Genomic DNA, 18,398 nt, shown 5'->3' on the forward strand with positions numbered 1-18,398 from the left:
GCTCCTGTTTTCTGTTCGCTGCGCAATCTCCGCTGTGGCCGCCACAAGCCCGTGACCGGGTGCGAAGCAATGTGCCGCCAAGCGAACGCGCAGGTGCAGCGATACCTGCCGTTGCACGAGGTGAGGTTTGATGAGCTTTCCATCGTGAACTCGTGAGCCTCGCGCCGATGCGAACTGCCTAGCATCGATCCGAAGCTGTGGTGGTGAACGACTACGAAGGAGACTGAAATGCTGCTGGTCGCATTGACCTGTCTGCGTGTTCTGCCGGCGGATGCCGATGTGGCCGGCGCCGCATCGAGCGGCGATGTGCAAGACGCCTTGCGCATGGGCACGGCCCGGCTGGACCGCATGAGCGACATCGACACGCCGCGGCGCGCGGTGCTGGGCCAGTTGATGGGGCAGTTGCTGCTGGCTACCGGCCGCGAAGAACAGGCCGAAGAGCTGTTCCAGAAGCAGTTGCGCGTCTACGAGGGCATGTCGCGGCCGCAGATGCGCTGGCTGTCATCGATGGACCGGGCCTACCTGCAGCTGCACCTGAACCGCGCCGGGCCTGCGGCCGAATGCTTCAACGTGGTGGCCGATTGCGACGAGGCGCCGGCGCCGCTGCGTGTCGAGGCCCTGGCCGGGCTGGCGCTGGCGGTTCATGGGCTGGGCGAGCATCGGCGGGCGGCGCGCACGCTGGCCTTTGCGATGAACCTCGCATCGGCCCAGGCCGCCGACATGAAGCCGCTGCTGGAGGCGGCCGAGCTGGAGCTGAAGGTGACGGCGCGGCTGCGCCAGTATGGCGACGCGGCGGCGGCGTGGATGGACGTGCCGCCGGCACCGGCCACGTTGCTCGACAAGGCACGCACACTCGCGCAGACGCCGATCTTGTCGCAGCGCCTGGTGTTTCTGGCGGCGCTGTGCGAGCCGGGGCTGGGCGCGCCGGGCGGCGCGGCCGGTGTGTTCGACGCGCTGCGCTGGTGGCGCGATCGGCGCCTGGCCCCGGTCGAAGAACTGGGCCGCATCGAGGCGGCGCTGGCGCTGGTCGAGCAGGGTGATGCGCACACCGCGGGCGACGTGCTCGGTGCGCTGGCCAGCGACGACACGCGCATGCTGCGCCACCGCCACGCGATCGAGCTGGCTTTCGTCGTGTCGAGGCTGCATGCGCTGCAGGGCCGCTACATGGATGCGCTGCGCTGCTTTCGGCAACACGCCAGCCAGGCGCTGACGCGCATGCGGACGGAGCTTCAGCGTGTGCCGTACTCGCGATTTCTCGAGCTGCAGGAGCGGGCCGACCAGACCGACTCGGACCAGCTGCGGCTGCCGCTGCGCTACCGGCGCGCGTACCAGTTCATCGTCGAACACCTGAACGAGAAGACCTTGTCGGTGCGCCGCATCGCCGCGCACATCGACGTCACCGAGCGTGCCTTGCAGATGGCGTTTCGCACGCACCTGGGGCTCACGCCGGCCGAGCTGATCCGGCGCCTGCGCATGGCCCGCATCCGCACCGAGCTGCAGCATCTGGCCGGGCGCGACAGCGTGCTCGCGGTGGCGAACCGCTGGGGCATGGGCAACCGGTCGACGCTGGCGCAGAACTACCGCCAGCACTACGGCGAGGCGCCGACGGCCACGTCCGGCTTTGTCGACCTGCTGTGCGTGGAGGGCGAGATGGACCTGCCGCAGCTCGCCGCCATCCAGGCCTGAGCTTCTCGGCCGATTGACCGACGCGTGACCATGCGCCCCGGCACGCCGAATGTCCCGCCGCGTGGGCCGCCAGCCACCGCCACGGCGGCAGCGCCAGAAGACGCCAAGGCAGCGGCCCCCGGGCCCGACACCGGCCGGCGCGGCCGGGTCGACGCATCGGGGCGGCGCTCGGCGGCGGTGCAGACCCTGCTCGGTGCGGTGGCGCGCGCGCTGCTCGACGAAGATGAGGCGATCGGAGCCCCACTCGGCCAAGGGCGCGCCGACGAAGCGGCCGGCCAGGCCGAACCCGGTGCGATGCCGAGCGCGGCCGGCATCGCCCCGGTCGCCCCGCGCCCGCGGCGGACGGCGCGCGCCGGTGCACGCGCGACGCTGGCCTCGTCGACGCGAAGCGCCGGCGAAGTAGCGGCAGACCGCGACCTGTGGTCGGCCGACGTCAACGGCGTCGAGGGGCCCTGGGCCGTCGCGCAGACCGATTCGGACGAGCGCACCGCCCGCCGCAGGGCGGGCCCGCGCGCTGCCGGGCGGCGTGTGGTTGGCATCGGCTTCGGTGCGGGCCTGTCGAGGTCGGGGCTGTGGGGGGCATTGCTCGCCGCCGTGGCCGCGCTCGTCTTGCTGACGGTGGCGGGCGGCTTCGATCTGGGCGATCGCACGGATGACCGGGGCGGGCCGCAGGCGCCGACGATGCGGCCCGAGAAGGCCGCCGATCACTGAACGGCGACGGGGCCGTCAGCCAGGTAAAGGCCGCGCCGGGCCGCGTGGCGCTCAGCTGCCGTCGCGCGCGGGTTGGGTCTCGCGCAGCACGCGCTTGAGGGTCTCGACGACGATCGGGATCTCGTCTGGCGCCAAGCCGCCGTGCGTCTTCAGGAAGTCGGCGACCGGCCGGCCGCTGCGCAAGCCGACCGGTACGTCGCCACGCAGGGTCAGCGATTTCCGGGCGAAGTCTGCCGCGTTGGTGTGGCAGGCACTGCAGTGCTGGGCAAACAGCGGCGGCGTGGCGACCTGCGCCGCGAGCATGCGCGTGACGGGCGCGACGAGGTCCGCCGTGAGGTAGTGGTGCTGCAGGAACAGGTCCAGGTTCTGTTCGTGGTGCGTGCCGATGAGGCGCCCGTCTTGTACCTGCAGCGTGCGGCGTGCAAACGGCCCGGCATCGCCATGACAGTCCTTGCAGCGCGTGTCCCAGTAGCGATGGAGATCGCGGTCGGTGTCGGCTGCCGGGGCGGCGCCGAATGCCGCGATGGCCGCACCCAGGCAGCAGGCCCAGCCGATGAGCGAGGCGCCGAGCCGCCGCTTGCGGCGCATGGGGATGCCGGCCTTGTCCACAGGCTGATTCTGGCGGCCGCCCGGGCAGACGGCAACACCTGCGCGACGCGACCTCGGTTCGGGCATGGGTCTTTGGGGAGGCTGCGGGCGGCGTCTTGTGGCCGCCGTTTGCGCTGGCGCAAGCTTGGTTCAACGGGTGTTGCGTGGCCCGCATTTGCTAAGCCTTCGATAAGACTAGGCGTGCCCAATCGGCGAGTTCAATGCCTAGGAGGTGACTCATGAAGTGCGCAAGAGACTTGGGGTGGGGTTTGCTCGTGGTGGGCGCAGGCCTGGTGGCCATGCCCGCGTCCGCGGCGACCGGGATCCAGATCGGTGCCAGCGGCAAGACCTACGCTTCGTCCGCCTGGCAATGTGGCCTGCACCCGGTGAGCGGGATGGGGCCCTACGTGCAGGCAGGCTTGTACAACCCGAAGCGAAAGGCGACCGGCAAGGTGTCGCTCAACGGCAGTGTCGTTGCGACCGTCACCACCGCGAGCCCGGACGCCACCGTCTGGTTGAGCAACGGGGTCGACACGGTGGCGGTGGCCACCGGCAAAGTCGCGGACAGCTACACCTTCGATGCCAGCATCACCTACCCCGAGCAGCCGAATGCCTGCATCCCGGACACGCGGGCCAACACCTTCAATGGTGACCTGGAGTACGCGGCAAGCGGCAAGTCGTACGCCGTGGTGACGCCGGGCTGCGCGTTCAACCCGCTGACGGGCCGTGCCCAGCCGTTCGTGAACCTGTTCGACAACGGTGCGTATCTGTTGAACGTGTCGGTCAACAACGTGCCGCTGACGCAGCTGAGCGCACAGCGGCCCCACACGCCGGTCTTCTTGAGCGCCGGCCTGAACGTGATCTCGGCGGCCAACGGTGCACTGTCGACGGACTACTACGTGCGTGACGGCGGCACGGGTACCTGCTCGCTGGGCTGAGCGCGCGGCGCCCGCCTCGCCCGAGGCGGTGCGCTGAGTCGAGGTCAGCAGCACCGATGCCCGCGTGAGGCCACAAAGCACAAGGCCCGCAACACGATTCGCGTTGCGGGCCTTGTTTTGTTTGGCTCCCCGACCTGGGCTCGAACCAGGGACCTACGGATTAACAGTCCGGCGCTCTACCAACTGAGCTATCGGGGAAGTGAAGCCTCAGATTATAGACAGAAAAATAGGAGTTCTACAAGCTGGTCTGCAAAGAGATGCGAAAGCTGCGTGGCTCCAACGGATAGAGGTAGGCGTGGCTGAACTGGTAGGGGCTCTCACGCCAGGCGCGGCGGTCGAACAGGTTGTCGACACCGGCACGCAGCAACCACTCGTGGCCGAGGGCGCGCGTGGCGTAGCGGGCGGCCAGGCCGGCGGTGGTCCAGCCGGGGATGCGGGCGCTGTTGTCGTCAGGCAGCACGTAGCGCGGGCCTTCGTAGCTCAGGCTCGCCTGGGCGCTGAGGCCGGTGATCTCGGTGAACTGCCAGCCGGCCATCAGGCGCAGGTTGCGCTCGGCCACGTTCGGTGGCGTGCGGCCGTTGAGCGCCTCGTCGCTGGCGCCTTCGCGGCGCGCGCGCAGCCACATGCCGCTGGCCTGCAAAGTCAGCTGACCAGTGTGCAGCTCGCCGCTGGCCTCGATGCCGCGGTGGCGGGCGTTGCCGTCGATGCGGCGGGTGCAGGTGCCGCTGGCGTCGTCGCACAGGTCGTCCGCCGTCGGCCGGCGGATGTCGAACGCGGTCAGGCTGGCGTTCCACTCGGCCTGAGAGAACTTCAGGCCCAACTCGACCTGCTCGCTCTTCAACGCCGGCAGCGCCTGGCCGGCGTTGGTGTAGTTGGGCAGGCTCGGCGCAACGTCGCTCTCGACCCCCTGGCCCCAGCTGCCGTAGACCAGCAGCGCGTCGGTCCACTGGTGGCTGAGCGCCACCCACGGGGTGGTGAACGATTGGCGGTAGTCGGTGGCATTCGCGTCGTTCGAGCGCTGCAAGGCGCTGTGGCGCAGGCCCAGCCACAGGCCGGTGTCCTGGCCCAGCGCCAGGTGGTCGCGCAGATGCAGCTCGGTGCTGCGCTCGTGGCGGCCGGCGGCGGTGTAGGGCTCGGGCACGGGGGCGGGGACCTGCACGCTGCCGTCGATCTGGCCGGTGCCGGCCGGTTGGTAGATCTGCTCGTTGGGGTGCAGGCGGAAGTCGCTCCACTGCACGCCGGTGGACAGCTGGTGGGCCAGGCCCCACCACTGGGCGCGGCCGTTCAACGTCAACGCGCCGGCCACGGTGTCGCGGCGCTCGCCCTCGCTGCGGTAGTCGTAGAGGTCGAAGCTGCCGTCGCTGCAGTAGCGGTCCCACTTCTCTTCGGCAGTGCAGCCGTAGGGGAAGGCGATGCGGTCGTCGGTGCGCAGGCGCTGGCTCATCACTTGAGCCTGCAATTGCCAGTCGGCGCCCAGGGTCTCGGTCCAGCGCAGGCTGGCGGTGGTGCCGTCGAAGACGACCGGCTTCGACCAGGTCTGGTTGTTGAGATTCAGCCGTGGGTCGATGCTGCGCGCCGAGGGCACGCGGTCGCCCAGCATGCTGAAGCCGGCCATGCTGGGCTGCGACTGGTGGCTGATCTCGATCTCGGCGTCGAAGCGGCGGTCGGCCGTGGGCTGCGCGCTGCCGGCCAGCGCCAGCAGATGCCGCTGACCCTTGGCGTCATGGATTTGCGGGTCGAGCGATTCGACCGCGGCGTTCAGGCGCAGGCCGAGCGCACCGCCGTCGCCGAAGCGGCGCTCCAGGTCGGCGGCGGCCTTGAAGTTGCCGCGCTCCGACCAGCCGAGAAAGACCACCGATTGGTCGCTGCCGCGCGGCCGCTTGACCACCAGGTTGGCCAGGCCGCCCGGTGCGCTGGTGCCGGCCTGCGCACCGGTGGTGCCCTTGAGCACCTCGATGCGTTCCTTGTTCTCCAGCGCGATCGCGGTCTCGGCGTTGATCGGCAGGCCGTCGCGCAGGTAGTTGTAGTGGTTGTCGAGCACGAAGCCGCGCACGGTCAGCGCGCTCCAGTAGCCCGGGGCGTTGTAGGCGTCGGCGATGCTGGCGTCGAGCCGGGTCAGGGCCGACAAGGCGTTGGCGCCCACGTCTTCGAGCTGGCTGCGGCTCAGGCTGAGCGCCTGGAACGGCGACTTCGACAGCGGTGCATCGCCGAAGCCGGCCACGCTGGCGGGCAGCGCGTCGAGGCGGCCGGTGATGGTGACCTGCTCGGCGGCCTGGCCGGCGCAGGTGGCGTGGAGCGCGGCCAGGGCCAGCGCATGCAAGGTGAAACGGGTGCGGTACGGCAGTGCCATCAGGGACTCGACAGGTCGATGGCAGGTCGGCAAGTTCGGGAGGGGCCACCACGCGAACGCGCGGCGCCGTCTGAGCTGCTTCCCTGCGCGAGGATTACCTCAATCAGGTTCAAAGGGTTTTTCTCAGTCGGCACGGCCCCGGAAGGCCCGCCAACACCCCTAGCGAATGGCTGCCACGCTCAGTGCCTGGCAGCGGCGCGGATTATCGCCGCGTTCGTGGGCGCCCGCGGCACCCGCAAAAAAGCCCGCCGCGACGAAGGCCTGGCGGGCTTGATGTGGATCAGCAGATCAGCGGATCAGCTGGTCCAGCTTGTCTTTGCGGTCTTTCCACTCGTCGGCATCGGGCAGCGCGGCCTTGCGCTTGGTGATGCTCGGCCAGCCCTTGGCCAGATCGGCGTTGATGGCGATGAACTTCTGCTGGTCGGCCGGCACGTCTTCCTCGGGCAGGATCGCGTTGACCGGGCACTCGGGGATGCACACCGCGCAGTCGATGCACTCGTCGGGGTCGATGGCCAGGAAGTTCGGGCCCTCGCGGAAGCAGTCGACTGGGCAGACGTCGACGCAGTCGGTGTACTTGCAGCGGATGCAGGCTTCGGTGACGACGTGGGTCATGGGGTGGCGGTGAGAAGTGAAGAGAAGGGCTCGGGCGCCTGGCTCCGCCCTGCGGGGAACCGGCGCTGCCCGCGCAACGCTGCGCGGCAAAGCATGCGATTTTAGGGCCTGAGGCCTTCAGCCGGCGGGATAACCCTCGGGCAAGGCACAGTCCACGGCGAGCGGGTCTTCGCCCGACGCCGCTCCAGGGGCCGTCAGCGCAGCGGCGCCGACGCCGACGGTGACCACCGCCGGCCGGCCGGCGTGCAGCACGCAGGCGGCGGCCAGGCTGCCAACCTGATGCTCGCTGACCAGTTGGTCGGGCCAGCCGGCACGCGAAACCACGCTGACCGGCGTGTCGGCCGGCCAGCCGGCGTCGGCGAGGCAGCGCGACAGCTTGGCGAGCTGGCGGCCGGCCATGTAGAACACCTCGGTGTCGGCCCGGCGGCCGGCATGCAACTCGCGCTCTTGCGTCATCGCGGTGGTCAGCGACACGCTGCGGCCGTTGCCACGCCGCGTGAGCGGGCGGGCCGACGCGGCCGCGGCCGCCAGGGCGGCGGTCACGCCGGGGATCACCTCGCTGGTGATGCCGGCCTCGGCCAGCGCCTGCAGCTCTTCTTCGAGCCGGCCGAAAACGCTGGGATCGCCGCCTTTCAGCCGCGCCACCCGCGCGCCCGTCTGCGCGTGTTGCACCAGCAGCGCGTTGATGCGCGCCTGCGCGGTGGTGGTCGAGAAGCCGCGCTTGCCGACGTCGATCCACTCGGCCTTGGGGGCGAACTCGCGCAGCGCCGGGTCGGTCAATGCGTCGAACAGCACCACGTCGGCGCGGGCCAGCGCACCGGCACCGCGCAGCGTGATCAGGTCGGCCGAGCCGGGGCCGGCGCCGATGAAGATGACATGGCCGCGCCCGGGCATGCTCAGGCCGCCACCGCTTCGCCGCGGTCGGTGATGCTGGGCTGCTGCACGGCATGCAGGCCGCATTCCTTGGCCTTCTCGTCTTCCCACCACCAGCGGCCGGCGCGGAACTCTTCACCCACCGCGATCGCGCGGGTGCAGGGGGCGCAGCCGATGCTGGGCATGAACTGGTCGTGCAGCGCGTTGTACGGCACGTCGTTGGACTCGATGTAGTGCCAGATGTCGGCCCAGCTCCAGTCGGCCAGCGGGTTGAACTTGATGCGGCCGTTGGCCTCGACCTCGCGCAGCGGCACGGCGCCGCGGTTGGCGCTCTGCTCGCGGCGCAGGCCGGTGACCCAGGCTTCGCGGTTCTGCAGCATGCGGGCCAGCGGCTCTAGCTTGCGGACCTGGCAGCAGCCTTTGCGCAGCTCGATGCTCTGGTACATCGCGTCGTCGCCGTGGCGGCGCACGAAATGCACCACGGCCTCTTCGCGCGGGCTGTAGACCTCGACGTCCAGGCGGTAGCGGCTTTCGATCTCGGGGATCAGCGCCAGCGTCTCGGCGTGCAGCTTGCCGGTCTGCAGCGTGCCAATGGCGATCGGCAGGTTCAGCTTGGCGATCAGGTCGGTCAGCACCATGTCTTCGGCACCCAGGCTGGTGGCCTGCACGATGCTGCCGGGGTGGTCCAGCGCGGCCTGGCGCAGCTGGGCGATGGTGGCTTCGACGCGCTCTTCGTAGCCTTCGGTGTGGCGGGCGTAGAGCGAGATGGCGCTGGACGCAGCCGCGGCGGCGGGGTGAGCGCCGGGCAGGGCAGAGGTCAGCGGCAGGGACGAAACGGCGCTCATGCGGGAACCCTCGAAAACAGCGGGCGTGTCTGGTGCACGTCGCCCTGGTAGTGCTCGGAGACGATCGTCAGCGTGCGTCGGGCGCTGGCCTCGCTCTGGCCGTCGCGCAGCTGCACGGCATCGAAGCCGGTGCGCTGCAGCAGCGGCAGCATGTCGACGACCACGTCGCCGGTGGCACGCACTTCGCCGGCGTAGCGCAGGCGGGCGCGCAGCACGCGGGCCTGGCTGTAGGCGCGGCCGTCGACCCACTTGGGGAACTGCAGCGCAACGAGTGCGAGGCGGGGCAGGTCTTCGGCCAGGTCTTCGACCTCGGCGGTGTTGGCCAGCGTCAGGCCCACCGGCAGGTCGGCCGGCCATTGCCCGCGCACGGCTTGCCACTGCTCCAGCGTCAGCAGGCTGTGGGCGGCGATCGGCGGGATCGGCAGCGGGCCGTATTCGCCGACCGGCGTGCGCCACGGGTCTTGGGCGGCTTGGACGAAGTTCATCTGGGTGGCGGCGCTCATCACAGGGCCTCGGCGGTTTCGGCCACCGCCACTGCTGCCGGCTTGGCGGCCGGTGCGGCGGTGTCGCGGCGCACGGCATCTGCCGCGGCCCGGAAAGGCGGCACACCCAGGCGGCGCGCGGTGTCGATGAAGTGCTCGCCGGCCTGGCGCTGGCGCAGGTAGACGTCGATCAGCGCTTCGACCACGTCGGGCACTTCGTCGGCCGAGAACGACGGGCCGATCACCTTGCCGGGCGTGGCGGCGCCGCTCAGCGTGGAGCCGTCCGAGCCGGCGACCGAGATCTGGTACCACTCGGCGCCGTCCTTGTCGACGCCGAGGATGCCGATGTGGCCGGTGTGGTGGTGGCCGCAGGAGTTCATGCAGCCGCTCATGTGCACGTCGATGTCACCGATGTCGTACAGCGCGTCCAGGTCGTCGAAACGCTCGGTGATGCCGGCAGCCACAGGGATCGAGCGGGCGTTGGCCAGCGCGCAGAAGTCACCGCCTGGGCAGGCGATCATGTCGGTCAGCAGGCCGATGTTCGGGGTGGCGAAACCGGCGTCCTTGGCGGCGTGCCAGACCGAGAACAGGTCGGCCTCGCGCACCCAGGGCAGCACCAGGTTCTGGTCGTGCGACACGCGCAGCTCGCCCAGCGAGTAGCGGTCGGCCAGCTGGGCGGCGGCTTCCATCTGCTCGGCGGTGGCGTCGCCAGGGGCCTGCCCGGCGCGCTTGAGCGACAGCGTCACGGCGCGATAGCCCGGCACGCGGTGGCCGTGCACGTTGCGTTCGAGCCAGCGCAAGAATGCGGCCGGCGCCGGGCCGGTGCGGTGGGGGTCGAAGCCGTGGGTGGCCGGGTGCACGCCGCCGGGCGTCTCGAAGTGGCGCGACACGCGCTCCAGCTCGGACACCGGGATGATGTGCTCGCGGCCGTCGGCGTCTTGTTCGAGGATCTTGGCGAACTCGGCGTTGACCGCGTCGACGAACTTCTGGCCCTCGGCCTTGACGAGGATCTTGATGCGCGCCTTGTAGGCGTTGTCGCGGCGGCCGTAGCGGTTGTAGACGCGAACGACGGCTTCGAGGTAGACGAGGATCTCTTGCCACGGCACGAACGCATTCGTGACGGTGCCGATGACCGGCGTGCGGCCCATGCCGCCACCCACCAACACCTTGAAGCCGACCTCACCGGCGTCGTTCTTCACCAGTTGCAGGCCCACGTCGTGCCAGGCAATGGCCGCACGGTCTTCGACCGAGCCGCTGACGGCGATCTTGAACTTGCGCGGCAGGAACGCGAACTCGGGGTGCAGCGTGCTCCACTGGCGCAGGATCTCGCAGTACGGGCGCGGGTCGACGATCTCGTCCGGCGCGATGCCGGCGAACGCGTCGCTGGTGATGTTGCGGATGCAGTTGCCCGAAGTCTGGATGCCATGCATGTCGACTTCGGCCAGCAAATCCATCACATCGGCCGACTTCGGCAGCGGAATCCAGTTGTATTGCAGGTTCTGGCGGGTGGTGAAATGGCCGAAGCCGCGGTCGAACTCGCGTGCGATGCGAGCCAGCTGGCGCAACTGGCGCGACGACAATTCACCGTAAGGCACCGCCACGCGCAGCATCGGCGCATGGCGCTGGATGTACCAACCGTTCTGCAGGCGCAGCGGGCGGAAGTCGTCGTCGGCCAGCTCGCCAGCCAGGTTGCGGGTGAGCTGGTCACGGAACTGCGCTGCGCGCTGGTGCACGAACTGGCGGTCGAACGAGGTGTATTGGTACATGGGTTCTGTAGAGGGTGCCCAGGCGAAACAGGGCTTGGAGGCACTCTACGGATTCGTTATATGCTTGAAAAGAACACAAATTTCACTTGAATATTCCATCAGAATCTAAAGACGCCGTTGCGGCGCCAAACGCCGGCCGCCGGGCCCTGTGCTGGCGCCTGATGTGGGCGGCTGCTGCCGGCCTGCCGTTGGCGGCCTGCCAGACGGCGCCGCCCCGCCCGCCGGTGGTGGCCGAGCAGCCGATCGCGCCGCCACCGCCGCCTGCGGCGCCCCCGGTGCCGCCGCGGCCACCCCGGATTGGGCTGGCATTGGGCGGCGGGGCCGCGCGCGGGTTCGCCCACATCGGCGTGATCCAGGTGCTGGAAGAGCAGGGCATCCGGCCCGACCTGGTGGTTGGCACCTCGGCCGGCAGCCTGGTGGCGGCGATGTACGCGTCGGGCAAGAGCGGCGTCGAGATGGGCTCGCTGGCCCAGTCGATGGACGAGTCCGGGCTGACCGACTGGTCGTTCCCGGGCCGCGGGCTGATCCGCGGCGAGGCGCTGGCGCGCTACGTGCGCAGCCAGACCGGCGGCCTGAACATCGAGCAGATGAAGATGCCGCTGGGCATCGTGGCCACCGACCTGGGCGATGGGGCGCCGATCCTGTTCCAGCGCGGCGACGCGGGCGTGGCGGTGCGCGCGTCCAGCGCGGTGCCGGCGGTGTTCCAGCCGGTCAAGATCGGCAGCCGTGAGTATGTGGACGGCGGCCTGGTGTCGCCGGTGCCGGTGCGTTTTGCCCGGCAGATGGGGGCCGAGCTGGTGATCGCGGTCGACATCTCGTCGCCGCCGGACGGCAACGCCACCGGCGACGCGATGCGCATGCTGCTGCAGACCTTCGCCATCATGGGTCGCAGCATCAACCGCTTCGAGCTGAAAGAGGCCGACGTGGTGCTGCGCCCGGGGCTCAACGGGGTTTCTGGCGCCGACTTCACGGCCCGGATGAAGGTCATCCAGTCGGGCCGCGAGGCCGCGCTGGCAGCCTTGCCGCAACTGCGCCAGCGCATCGCGGCGCTGACCCGCTGAACTTCAAGAAACCGCGCCAAGTGCGCGCCAGGCAATAAAAAACCCGGTGGTCCGCGAGGACCAGCCGGGTTGGAAGGTACCTGGAAAGCCAGTCTTTCAAGAGGTACCGAGGAGACAACCTTCCATGAAGGCCACGCCGCTCAGGCACAGCGTGGCGTTCTGAGAGACAACCGGCAGGCGGCGGAAGTTCCGTCGCTTTGCGGTGGTCGCGCACACAGGTGCGTCGTTCCCCCGGTTGGCTCTCTTGTCAGAGCACTTCAGGCATGCCTTCGGGCCTTAGGCCGTGGCGGCGCGGCGGGCGGCCTTCGGGGCCGATTGGGCAGCCTTGACGGCCGTGCTGGTCACGGCTTGGAAGTTGGCTTCAGCGACTTCAGCGGCTTGCTTGGCGGCCTTGTGGGCGCTTTCGTAAGCGTTGTTGGCGGCCGAGATGGCCGACTTCACCAGGGCAACGGCGCTTTCGGTGCCGGCCGGGGCGTTCTTGACGGCGCTGTCGACGGTGGCCATGAACTTCTTCTGGGCGTCGGCCAGTTGCACTTCAGCGACCTTGGTCACTTCGGCGTTGGTGGTGGCGGCGATGTCGTACAGGTGGCGGCTGTAGGCGGCGGCCTTCTCGGCGGCCGGTTGCAGCAGGCCGGCTTGCAGCGACAGCAGCTCTTGCGCGTCCTTGACGGACATCGTGGCCTTGGCGGTTTCGGCGACTTCACCCAGCGAAGCCTTGGCGACTTGCAGGTTCAGCTCGACCAGCTTCTCGACGCCTTCGAAGGCCTTGTTGGTCAGGTCGAACAGGGTTTCGACGTTGGACTTTTGGACAGCCAGCAGTTGTTCAGCGGTCAGCATGGGAATCTCCTATCGGATCAGTGGGGTGGGGCAGGGACTGCAGCCGTTCCAAAAACCAATGGTGCGCTGCAACATGGTTCGAAGTATTGGGGTTCTCGGCGAGCTTTGCAAGCAATATTTGTTGCAGTGCAGCAAAGTAGGGTCATTGCCCTAGGTAGGACGGCTGTCATCAGGCGGGTGCAGGGGGCCGGGACGGGACATGGGGGCCGACCGAGGCCGCCCGGCGGGCGCTGTGGCACAGTGCCTGCGCACCATGCGGGCCTACACCTCCGACCATTTCGTGCTGCCGTTGCCGGACGGGCACCGCTTCCCGATGCCCAAGTACCGTTTGCTGCGCGACCGGGTGGCGGCGCAGCTGCCAGGCATCCGGCTCGAAGAGGCGCCCGCGGCGACCGACGGCGAACTGGCGCTGGCCCACGACCCCGTCTACGTGACGGCGGTGTCCGAGGGCTTCCTGAGCCCGGCGGCGCAGCGCGAGATCGGTTTTCCCTGGTCGCCGCGCATGGCCGAGCGCGCGCGGCGCTCGGTGGGCGCCACGATCGCCGCGGCGCGCACCGCGCTGGCCGAAGGCGTGTCGGCCAACCTGGCCGGCGGCACCCACCACGCCAGTGCCGACAAAGGCTCGGGCTACTGCGTCTTCAATGACACGGCCGTGGCGGCCCGCCTGATGCAGGCCGAGTGGCACCGCCTTCACAAGGCGTTGCTGCGGGTGGTGGTGATCGACCTCGACGTGCACCAGGGCAACGGCACCGCCGCGATCTTTGCCGACGACCCGACCGTGTTCACCTTCTCGATGCATGGCGAGCGCAACTTTCCGTTTCGCAAGGTGGCCGGCGACCTGGATGTCGAGCTGCCCGATGGCTGCGGCGACGAGCCGTACCTGGCTGCGCTCGACACGGCGCTGGGCGAGGTCTGGCGCCGCCACGAGGGCCGCCCACCGGGGTTGGCCTTTTACCTGGCCGGGGCCGACCCGCACGAGAACGACCGGCTGGGCCGGCTGAAGCTCACCGCTGCCGGCATGGCCGAGCGCGACCGGCGGGTGCTGGCTGCGCTGCGCGAGCGCGGCGTGCCGGTGGCGCTGAGCATGGCCGGCGGCTATGGGCGCGACATCCACGAGACGGTGGCCCTGCAGGCGACCACCCTCGCGCTGGCGGCCGACAGCTGGCAGGCATGGCGGCAGCACCGGATGCCGTCGCCGATGGAACAATCACCGGCATGAGCAGTGCCACCCCCGAGGCCGCGCGGGCACAGGCCGAGCCGCGCAGCGCCTACCGCCTCTTTCGCCCCATCGGCACCCGCTGGATGGACAACGACGTCTACGGCCACATCAACAACGTCGTCTACTACAGCTTCTTCGACACCGCGGTGAACGGCTACCTGATCGAGGCCGGCGCGCTGCAGATCGAGACCAGCGAGGTGATCGGCCTGGTGATCGAGACCCGCTGCAACTACTTCGCCCCGCTGGCTTTTCCGCAGGCGGTGGAGGCCGGGTTGCGGGTGGCCCATGTCGGCCGATCCAGCGTGCGCTACGAGGTGGGTTTGTTCGGTGCCGGCGAGCCGCTGACCGCCGCGGCCGGCCATTTCGTCCATGTCTACGTGGATCGCGCCACGCGCCGGCCCACCGCATTGCCGCCGGCGTTGCTGGCGGCGCTGGCGCCTTTGAAGGCTTGAGCACCATGACTGCCATCTCCACCGAATCCACCGCCGCCGTCGATGCGGCCATCACCTCGCGCCGTTCGATCCGTGCCTTCTTGCCCACGCCCGTGCCGCGCAACGTGGTCGAAGAGATCCTGGCCGTGGCCTCGCGTGCGCCGTCGGGCACCAACACCCAGCCCTGGCGCGTGCATGTGCTGATGGGCGAGGCGCGGCAGCGCCTGTCGCAGCGGCTGCGCGCCGTCTACGACGACCCGGCCGTGCGCTCGCAGCACACCGAGGAATACGCCTACTACCCGACCGAGTGGCGGGCGCCCTACATCGACCGCCGCCGCAAGGTCGGCTGGGACCTGTACGGCCTGCTCGGCATCGGCAAGGCCGACAAGGACCGCATGCACAGCCAGCACCGGCGCAACTACGAGTTCTTCGACGCGCCGGTCGGCCTGATCTTCACGATCGAGCGCGTGATGCAGCAAGGCAGCTGGCTGGACTACGGCATGTTCTTGCAGAACGTGATGGTCGCGGCCCGCGCGCGTGGGCTCGACACCTGCCCGCAAGCGGCGTTCACGCAGTTCCACCGGGTGATCGCCGCCGAGCTGGGCCTTGGCCTCGACGAGATGGTGGTCTGTGGCATGGCGCTCGGCCATGCCGACCCGAACGCGATCGAGAACACGCTCGTGACCGAGCGCGAGCCGGTGGCGGGTTTCGCGCGCTTTCACGGCTGAGGGCCCGAGAGGCTTTCGCACATGCCTGCCTGGCAGCCTCCCAGGCCCTGACAGCGCACGATGTGCTCGGATTCTTGGTGATGCTGGCGTTGATCGGGTTTCATCCGGGCAGCGCCTTGCATGGCGGTTGACGCAAGGTTCAAGCAAAGGCAACGACAGACATGACCCAGGAGCGACAACGTGTGCTGGTGGCGCGCCGGCTGTTCCCCGAGATTTCGCAGCGCCTGGCCCAGCACTTCGAGGTGGACGCCTACCAGGAGCCCGAACCGCTGGCGCCCGAGGCGCTGGCCGAGCGCCTGCAGGGCTGCGCCGGCGTGCTGATCACCGGCACCGAGCGCATCGACGCCGCGCTGCTGGCCGCCTGCCCGCAACTGCGGGCGGTGTGCAGCATGGCGGTCGGCTACAACAACATCGACGTGTCCGCCTGCACCGCGCGGCGTGTGCTGGCCACCAACGCGCCCGGCGTGCTGACCGAGACGACGGCCGACTTCGGCTTTGCGCTGATGATGGCCGCCGCCCGGCGCATCAGCGAGAGCGAGCACTGGTTGCGTGCCGGCCAGTGGAAGCAGTGGTCCTACGACCTGTTCGCCGGCTCGGACGTGTACGGCGCGACGCTGGGCATCGTCGGCATGGGCCGCATCGGCCAGGCGATCGCCAGGCGCGGCGCGCTCGGCTTCGACATGAAGGTCGCGTACCACAACAGAAGTCGCCTCTCTGGTGCCGACGAGGCGGTGGTCGGTGCCCAGTACCTTGCCCTGCACGATCTGCTGCGCGTGGCCGACCACCTGGTGATCGTGGTGCCGTACACGCCGCAAACCCACCATTTGATCGGCGCGGCCGAATTGGCACTGATGAAGCCGACGGCGACCTTGACCAACATCGCACGGGGCGGCGTGGTCGACGATGCCGCGTTGGCACAGGCCCTGCACGAGCGCCGCATCGCCGCAGCAGGGCTGGACGTGTTCGAAGGCGAGCCCCGCGTGCACCCCGGGCTGCTGGCCGTGCCCAACGTCGTGCTCACGCCGCACATCGCCAGCGCCAGCCTGCCCACGCGCCGAGCGATGGCCGATCTGGCCGCCAGCAACCTGATCGCCGCCTTGACCGGCGGGCGGCCACCGACCCCGCTGAACCCCGAAGTGGTGGCCTGAGCAATCTCCGCTGGCGCTGCACCCTGGGTCGGCCTAGACTGGCTGGGCATCGCGGCCGCGAGGAGGTGTGCAGTGGACTTCATCCAGGCTCTGTCGATCCGGCGCAAGCTGTTGCTGTTGGGTGTGCTGGTGCTGTTGGCGGTCAGCGTGCCGTTGGTGTTCCAGTGGCGCCAATCGCAAGAGCTGGTGGGTGCAGCGCAAGGTGAGATCAACGGCATCTCACCGGCCAGGCAACTGGTGCGGCTGGTGCAGCTGACGCAGCAGCACCGGGGCCTGTCGGCCGGCATGCTGGGCGGCAAGGCCGAGATGCAGGCGCCCCGCGACGCCAAGAAGGCCGAGGTCGACAAGGCCCTGGCCGACCTCGACAAGCAATTGCCTGAAGCCGGCTTCAGCGCCAAGCTGCTGAGCGCCTGGAAAGAGGGCACCGACGCCTGGCGTGCGCTCGAGGCCGACGTGAGCGCCAAGCGCCTGCCGGCCGCCGACAGCAGCACACGCCACGCGCAGCTGATCGCCCGCTACTTCAAGGTGCTGGACGTGCTGCTGGACGACTCCGGCCTGATCCTCGATCCGCAGGCCGATACCTACTACCTGATGACGGCCTCGCTGATCAAGCTGCCCTTTGCCACCGAGGCCCTGGGGCAGACGCGGGCCCGCGGCGCCGGCTTCCTGGCCGAGGCCAAGATCGGGCCGGAAGGCAAGGTGCTGCTGAGCGGCGTGATCCAGCTGGCCGAGGACCACTACTCGACGATGGTGACCGCATTCGACAAGAGCTTTGCCGCCAACCCGGCGATCCAGCAGGCGCTGGCCGAAAAGGTCGGCGCGTTGAAGACGCAGGTGCAGGCCACGCTGGACCTGGCGCGGCGCGAGCTGCTGCAGCCGGAGACGCCGAGCTATTCGCCGGTCGACTATGTGTCGACCTTCACCAAGACCATCGACGCGCTGTTCGTGGTCGACGGCGTGGCGCTCGACCTGCTGAATTCACAGCTGGAGGAGCGGGTCAACGGCTTGCAGCGCGGCAACCTGATCCAGGCCGCGCTGGCCGGCGGCCTGTTGCTGATCATCGGCCTGCTGGTGCAGTTGCTGTCGCGCAGCATGACCGTGCCGCTGCAGCGGGCCGTCGGCCTGGCCGAGCGCATCGCCGAGGGCGACCTGAGCGGCGACGTGCAGGCGAGCGGCCGCGACGAGATCGGCCAGTTGATGCGCGCATTGGCGACGATGAAATCGGGCCTCGCCCGCATGGTGGGCCAGGTGCGCGGCAATGCCGACAGCGTGGCCACTGCCGCGCGCGAGATCGCCCAGGGCAATGCCGACCTGTCGCAGCGCACCGAGCAGCAGGCGGCCTCGCTGCAACGCACCGCCAGCTCGATGGAGCAGCTCACCGCCACGGTGTCGGCCAATGCCGAAAATGCGCGCATGGCCAATCAGCAGGCGCAATCGGCCTGCAGCGTGGCAGAAAGAGGTGGCGAAGTGGTGGGCCAGGTCGTTCACACGATGCACGGCATCGAGGCTAGCAGCCGCAAGGTGGGCGACATCATCGGCGTGATCGACGACATCGCTTTCCAAACCAACATCCTCGCGTTGAACGCGGCGGTCGAGGCCGCGCGGGCGGGCGAGCAGGGCCGCGGCTTCGCGGTGGTGGCGGGCGAGGTGCGGGCGCTGGCGCAGCGCAGCGCCGAGGCGGCCAAGGAGATCAAGACCTTGATCGGCGCCAGCGTCGAGCAGGTGGAGGCCGGCGGCAAGCTGGTCGAAACGGCGGGCACGACGATGCAGCAGGCCAGCATCGCGATTCGCCAGGTGGCCGAGACGATCGCGCAGATCAGCGAGGCCTCGTCGCAGCAGAGCCACGGGCTGGCGCAGATCAACGATGCCGTGGTGCAGATGGACCACCTGACGCAGCAGAACGCCGCGCTGGTCGAGCAGGCGGCGGCTGCCGGTGCGAGCCTGCAAGACCAGGCGAGCCGGTTGCTCGAGCTGATGCGTGCGTTCAGGCTGGGTGGGGCCGATGCGGCGAGCAGCGGCCCGGCCGAATCAGGGGGCAATGCGGCGGCGGCCTTGCCGGCAGAGCGGGTCAGGCTGCACGCGGCTGCCTGAGCGTTACGAGGGGCTGATCATGGGCTGAGACA

Annotated in this window: 17 protein-coding genes, 1 tRNA gene and 1 riboswitch; of the genes, 9 read left to right on the forward strand and 9 right to left on the reverse strand. The window is 69.5% G+C overall.

The genetic code is table 11. The features are described 5' to 3' along the window. The first annotated feature begins 228 nt into the window (after window positions 1-228). The gene (locus ACE3SG_RS21140; RefSeq protein WP_374568193.1) at window positions 229-1,686 is read left to right on the forward strand and encodes a helix-turn-helix transcriptional regulator; all 1,458 of its coding nucleotides are present in this window, start codon (window positions 229-231) and stop codon (window positions 1,684-1,686) included. A 24-nt stretch (window positions 1,687-1,710) separates the two neighbouring features. Next, window positions 1,711-2,397 carry a hypothetical protein gene (locus ACE3SG_RS21145; RefSeq protein ID WP_374568194.1) on the forward strand — a complete coding sequence of 229 codons (687 nt, stop codon included), beginning with the start codon at window positions 1,711-1,713 and terminating at the stop codon, window positions 2,395-2,397. 51 nt (window positions 2,398-2,448) lie between these two features. Here ACE3SG_RS21145 and ACE3SG_RS21150 read toward each other — a convergent pair whose 3' ends face one another. Continuing rightward, complete coding sequence (locus ACE3SG_RS21150) at window positions 2,449-3,006, reverse strand: hypothetical protein (RefSeq protein WP_374568195.1); 558 nt, start codon at window positions 3,004-3,006, stop codon at window positions 2,449-2,451. Window positions 3,007-3,284: 278 nt separating this feature from the next. Between ACE3SG_RS21150 and ACE3SG_RS21155 the strand changes: the two genes are divergently transcribed. Then, complete coding sequence (locus ACE3SG_RS21155) at window positions 3,285-3,923, forward strand: hypothetical protein (RefSeq protein ID WP_374568196.1); 639 nt, start codon at window positions 3,285-3,287, stop codon at window positions 3,921-3,923. 122 nt (window positions 3,924-4,045) lie between these two features. On the opposite strand, the gene ACE3SG_RS21160 is transcribed toward ACE3SG_RS21155, so the two are convergent. From ACE3SG_RS21160 to ACE3SG_RS21190, 7 genes are all read right to left on the reverse strand, one after another. After that, window positions 4,046-4,121: transfer RNA gene (locus ACE3SG_RS21160), tRNA-Asn, on the reverse strand. A 37-nt stretch (window positions 4,122-4,158) separates the two neighbouring features. Beyond that, window positions 4,159-6,273 carry a TonB-dependent siderophore receptor gene (locus ACE3SG_RS21165; protein WP_374568197.1) on the reverse strand — a complete coding sequence of 705 codons (2,115 nt, stop codon included), beginning with the start codon at window positions 6,271-6,273 and terminating at the stop codon, window positions 4,159-4,161. A 63-nt stretch (window positions 6,274-6,336) separates the two neighbouring features. After that, window positions 6,337-6,444, reverse strand: a riboswitch (TPP riboswitch). A 117-nt stretch (window positions 6,445-6,561) separates the two neighbouring features. Next, a complete protein-coding gene (gene fdxA, locus ACE3SG_RS21170; RefSeq protein ID WP_374568198.1) occupies window positions 6,562-6,885 on the reverse strand; it encodes a ferredoxin FdxA in 324 nt (107 codons plus the stop codon). Window positions 6,886-7,002: 117 nt separating this feature from the next. Further along, window positions 7,003-7,779: a uroporphyrinogen-III C-methyltransferase gene (gene cobA / locus ACE3SG_RS21175; protein ID WP_374568199.1), complete on the reverse strand. Its 777-nt coding sequence runs from the start codon at window positions 7,777-7,779 to the stop codon at window positions 7,003-7,005. Window positions 7,780-7,781: 2 nt separating this feature from the next. Beyond that, window positions 7,782-8,603, reverse strand: a complete 822-nt coding sequence (locus tag ACE3SG_RS21180; protein WP_374568200.1) for a phosphoadenylyl-sulfate reductase — start codon at window positions 8,601-8,603, stop codon at window positions 7,782-7,784. After that, the gene (locus ACE3SG_RS21185) at window positions 8,600-9,106 is read right to left on the reverse strand and encodes a DUF934 domain-containing protein (RefSeq protein WP_374568201.1); all 507 of its coding nucleotides are present in this window, start codon (window positions 9,104-9,106) and stop codon (window positions 8,600-8,602) included. Before ACE3SG_RS21185 ends, ACE3SG_RS21180 begins: the two co-directional genes overlap by 4 nt. Continuing rightward, window positions 9,106-10,851, reverse strand: coding sequence for a nitrite/sulfite reductase (locus ACE3SG_RS21190; RefSeq protein WP_374568202.1), 1,746 nt, complete (start codon window positions 10,849-10,851; stop codon window positions 9,106-9,108). The genes ACE3SG_RS21185 and ACE3SG_RS21190 overlap by 1 nt, the downstream gene beginning before the upstream one ends. Before the next feature lie 161 nt (window positions 10,852-11,012). Between ACE3SG_RS21190 and ACE3SG_RS21195 the strand changes: the two genes are divergently transcribed. Beyond that, on the forward strand, window positions 11,013-11,912 hold the full coding sequence (locus ACE3SG_RS21195; protein ID WP_374568203.1) for a patatin-like phospholipase family protein: 900 nt from the start codon (window positions 11,013-11,015) through the stop codon (window positions 11,910-11,912). A gap of 276 nt (window positions 11,913-12,188) precedes the next feature. Here the strand turns inward: ACE3SG_RS21195 and ACE3SG_RS21200 are convergent, their stop codons facing one another. Next, complete coding sequence (locus ACE3SG_RS21200) at window positions 12,189-12,749, reverse strand: phasin family protein (protein ID WP_374568204.1); 561 nt, start codon at window positions 12,747-12,749, stop codon at window positions 12,189-12,191. A gap of 253 nt (window positions 12,750-13,002) precedes the next feature. On the opposite strand from ACE3SG_RS21200, the gene ACE3SG_RS21205 reads away from it, so the two are divergent. The 5 genes from ACE3SG_RS21205 to ACE3SG_RS21225 all read left to right on the forward strand — a co-directional run bounded on the left by ACE3SG_RS21205 (window position 13,003) and on the right by ACE3SG_RS21225 (window position 18,366). Continuing rightward, entirely contained in the window at window positions 13,003-13,968 is a 966-nt protein-coding gene (locus ACE3SG_RS21205; protein ID WP_374568205.1) for a histone deacetylase, read from the forward strand. Continuing rightward, window positions 13,965-14,420, forward strand: a complete 456-nt coding sequence (locus ACE3SG_RS21210; RefSeq protein WP_374568206.1) for an acyl-CoA thioesterase — start codon at window positions 13,965-13,967, stop codon at window positions 14,418-14,420. Before ACE3SG_RS21205 ends, ACE3SG_RS21210 begins: the two co-directional genes overlap by 4 nt. Before the next feature lie 5 nt (window positions 14,421-14,425). Next, a complete protein-coding gene (locus tag ACE3SG_RS21215; RefSeq protein ID WP_374568207.1) occupies window positions 14,426-15,127 on the forward strand; it encodes a nitroreductase in 702 nt (233 codons plus the stop codon). 161 nt (window positions 15,128-15,288) lie between these two features. Then, window positions 15,289-16,275: a 2-hydroxyacid dehydrogenase gene (locus ACE3SG_RS21220; RefSeq protein ID WP_374568208.1), complete on the forward strand. Its 987-nt coding sequence runs from the start codon at window positions 15,289-15,291 to the stop codon at window positions 16,273-16,275. Window positions 16,276-16,347: 72 nt separating this feature from the next. Further along, on the forward strand, window positions 16,348-18,366 hold the full coding sequence (locus ACE3SG_RS21225) for a methyl-accepting chemotaxis protein (RefSeq protein ID WP_374568209.1): 2,019 nt from the start codon (window positions 16,348-16,350) through the stop codon (window positions 18,364-18,366). Window positions 18,367-18,398: the final 32 nt, after the last annotated feature.

The organism is Ideonella sp., from assembly GCF_041914305.1.
In the GTDB taxonomy this organism is placed as follows: Bacteria; Pseudomonadota; Gammaproteobacteria; order Burkholderiales; family Burkholderiaceae_C; genus Ideonella.